4 protein-coding genes are annotated in these 2975 nt (G+C 47.6%); 1 reads left to right on the top strand and 3 read right to left on the bottom strand.

Translation table 11 applies throughout. From position 1 onward, the window contains the following. From VN105_RS15715 to VN105_RS15705, 3 genes are all read right to left on the bottom strand, one after another. Positions 1-399: hypothetical protein (locus VN105_RS15715; protein ID WP_325642477.1), on the bottom strand; the 399-nt coding region annotated here is incomplete at its 3' end. 74 nt (positions 400-473) lie between these two features. Beyond that, complete coding sequence (locus VN105_RS15710) at positions 474-1454, bottom strand: FecR family protein (RefSeq protein ID WP_325642476.1); 981 nt, start codon at positions 1452-1454, stop codon at positions 474-476. 56 nt (positions 1455-1510) lie between these two features. Beyond that, positions 1511-2122: a sigma-70 family RNA polymerase sigma factor gene (locus VN105_RS15705; protein ID WP_325642475.1), complete on the bottom strand. Its 612-nt coding sequence runs from the start codon at positions 2120-2122 to the stop codon at positions 1511-1513. A gap of 181 nt (positions 2123-2303) precedes the next feature. Here VN105_RS15705 and VN105_RS15700 point away from each other — a divergent pair. Further along, the coding region (locus VN105_RS15700; protein WP_325642474.1) for a hypothetical protein at positions 2304-2975 on the top strand (672 nt) is incomplete at its 3' end.

The raw sequence follows: 2975 nt of genomic DNA, 5'->3' as shown, positions 1-2975 counted from the left end.
GTTTTCATCCGCCAGTATCTTACCGGAAAAGATCCCGTTTGCCCGGGGTGACCTGGACGTTATTTGGAGCGGTACATATTTCAAGGTGATGTTTTTCCCATCTGAAAGGGCGTGTAAGCCGATCTGTTGTTTTAATACATCCAGCAGCCCGCTGAGGGTACCTGCTTCGGCCTGGGCTTTTTCCACCATTGTTTTTTCAAACAATGGCTGGTCGAAGGAAAAATTATAACCGGGAAATTGCTGCTGCAGGCTGGCGGCGATCTTCGCCAGGCTTGTCCGCTGCAGGTGAATGCGGGCGGATTGTGATAACACCTGGCCGCCATAGAGGAGGCAGCAACACAATAGCCAGCCGGTGAGCCGGGATAGCCTTGTCTTTTTACAGAATAGATTTTTTGACATAACTTTGAAAGCATTTCTTTTTTAAGAGTGAAACATTTACATGTGGGCATTGCTTCGCGAGAGCAATGCTTTTTTTATGGTGTAGTGTGAGTAGCCTGTTGCAGGTATATAGTGTCGCCGGATTGCTTCCACTGAAAATCCCAGCCAAAAGACAAATGCGCCAGGATGGTTTCGGGTGGTACGTTATCGAACTTCGCCGTTATTATTTTTTCCCCCAGTGCAGCCGGAAATGTATAATGTATCCCGTACCTGTTTTCCAGTGCCGATAGCACATCTTTCAAAGGCAGTTGTGTAAACACCCACCTGCCCGTCATCCAGGCGCCGATATCGTTCACTTCAGCGGCCAGGATCCTGGACGCATCCGTTGTATTGCCATGGATGAACTGCTGGCCCGGAACCAGCTTTTTTTCTGGATGGTTCGGCTCCCATACGCCGATGCTGCCCTTTTTTAAAGCCACACGCAAGTCGGTCGCCTGCGGGTAGGCGGTAATATTAAATTCGGTGCCGTATACCCTGGTCCGGATATGCCCTGCCTGTACAATAAACGGGCGGTTCGCCTGATGGGTAACAATAAAAAAAGCCTCACCCGTTAGCGATACGCTGCGGCTAGAGGGCCCGAACTTTTTCGGGAATCTGACGGAGCTGTGATGGTTGAGGGTGATTTTGGTGCCATCGGGCAAGGTCACGGTTTTAACTTCACCACGGCCAGTGCTGATTACCTGGTAAGCCAGGGGGCTGTTTGTCTGCCGGGGTTTTGACCAGAACAGTACAGACGATATAATAATGGCGATCATGACACTGGCGGCCACCAGCCATCTGCCTATAGGAATGATACTGGTTTTGCCGGCAACAACCGGTTTTTTATCAGACAATTGTTGCCGTAATTCCTGTTGGGACAGGACTTTCCTGGCATACAGCTGTTCGGCGGTCAGCGGTTCATCCAGCGCATCCAGCTGGGAGAGCCAGCGGGAGATCCGGACTTTTTCCTCCTCCGTAACCGTTCCCTGGAGGTACCGGTTAAAAAGGTCCTGAAAGTGTTGTTTGTTGGGTTCCATACTGATAATAAGCATGAAACACCGGCAGGGCCCAGTAAAGTGATGTTACCAAATCGTTAAGCCTGCATCAGCCAGATCATCAGCAACAGGTCGGCCATGGGTAGAGAGGATTGCGCTACCGCCTTCCGGATGCGCTTAAAAGCAATATTAATATGATTCTTTACCGTTTTCGGAGAAATGCCAAGCATCACTGCAATAGCAGCGATAGAATGATCTTCCTGCCTGCTTAACAGGAAAACTTCCCGCATTTTAACGGGCATGTCTTCCACTGTCCGGTTAATAACCGCGATCATGGTATCGTATTGCGCCGTAATTTCCTGTAGTTCTGTTTCAGGGATATAAACTGTTTGTTTCTGCTGTAAAAAAAGAGAGAAGTTGTGCAGGTGTTTTTCCCGGAGGCCCTTCGCCCGGAAGTATCCCGACAACTTGAACCACACACGGTTTTTCAACCAGGCTTCCAGGGTGTTGGTGATGGTGAAGTCCGCCCGCTTTTCCCATAACTCGATGAACATGTTCTGCACCAGGTCGTAGGCTTCGTCCCGATCCCCTGTTTTTTTGGCAGCCATGGTGTATAACAAACTGTAGTAGCGGTGATGCAATTCTTCAAATGCGGCATAATCCGAATCCCGGATCATTTGCAATAAATCCTGCTCGCTTACATGTTTCATTCAGTATGAGAATTACCAGCGCCGAAATTAGGCTTCCATTGTTAATTTAATATTAACGTGTTTGATAAAACTAATTTCAGCGTTATGCCTGGGGGAGGGAGGGGTTTTTTCTACCTGGTATCAATCTACTCTCTATGTCAATTCCTGTTTATTATTATCTTACCTGGGTAATTTATAGATCATGATACAAAAAATCATCCTGGGCTTTCTTATACAGATGGCAATCCTTCCTGCCTGTTTGGCGCAACAATCAAATGAAGCAGCGGTTGATTACCATCTGCCGGATGTGATGCGTACGGAATCGGGTAAAATAATAAATACCGTTGCAGATTGGGAGAGGATCCGCCGGCCCGAAATAACAGCATTATTTGAAGAAAATGTTCAGGGCAAAACTCCTGTAAAGCATATACCGTTGAGGTTTGTATCAATGTCGGTGAGTCATCATGCATTAAATGGAACAGCTACCCGGAAACAGGTGCGCGTCTATTTTTCGCGGGATGGAAAATATTACATGGATATTTTACTCTACCTGCCTAATAAAAGGAACAAGCCTGCGCCAATGTTTGTAGGATTGAACTTTGGAGGTAACCAGGTTGTCAATGCCGACACCGGAATACTCATTTCAAAACGGTGGGTTAAATATGCCCCTGAGCCTGCCTATAAAGATCATTTGGCAACAGCCGCTTCACGTGGCATACAAAGCAACGATTGGTGCATAGAAAAGATCATTGCGGCAGGGTATGGGGTGGCTACCGTGTACTATGGCGATCTTCAACCCGACAGTGCGAATAGTGTGAATGCAGGCGTGGCTCCTTTGTTTTATAAGAAAGGGCAAAAAGAGCCAGCTGCAGAT

Source organism: Chitinophaga sp. (genome assembly GCF_035564935.1).
In the GTDB taxonomy this organism is placed as follows: domain Bacteria; phylum Bacteroidota; class Bacteroidia; order Chitinophagales; family Chitinophagaceae; genus Chitinophaga.
This window is presented reverse-complemented; position numbering and strand designations above follow the sequence as displayed.